Here is a 293-nt window from a genome sequence, read left to right as displayed (position 1 = left end):
GATATCTTCACCGCCCTGGGTCTCGATGGCCTGGGGCGTTTTTCTATGAACATGACGCCTATGCAGCCCCGCAACTCCGCCAACCTCCGTGGCGTATGGGCTGGCGATAACGCGCCCGCCATCACTGCCATCTGGTTCGCGATGAAATGACAGGCAAACTTAAAGCTCACCTCATTGGGCGCTCGCTGATGGGCTACGGCGGCCTGGCTGGCCTCCCGCCTGACCAGATTGTATCCAAGCAGCAATCCCCACAGCTCCTGATAGACCAAGTCCACTTTCTTGCTTCTCAGCGT

The 293-nt window shown here is 58.4% G+C and carries 1 pseudogene; it reads right to left on the bottom strand.

Annotated features, from left to right (window positions below):
• A pseudogene (locus tag J9889_RS23925) lies at positions 1–293 on the bottom strand (IS4 family transposase); the annotation flags it as partial.

The organism is Aeromonas sp. PrichA-15 (assembly GCF_017939245.1).
Lineage (GTDB): Bacteria > Pseudomonadota > Gammaproteobacteria > Enterobacterales > Aeromonadaceae > Aeromonas > Aeromonas caviae.
The sequence above is the reverse complement of the archived record's forward strand: the minus strand, read 5'-3'. Positions and strand labels throughout refer to the sequence as shown.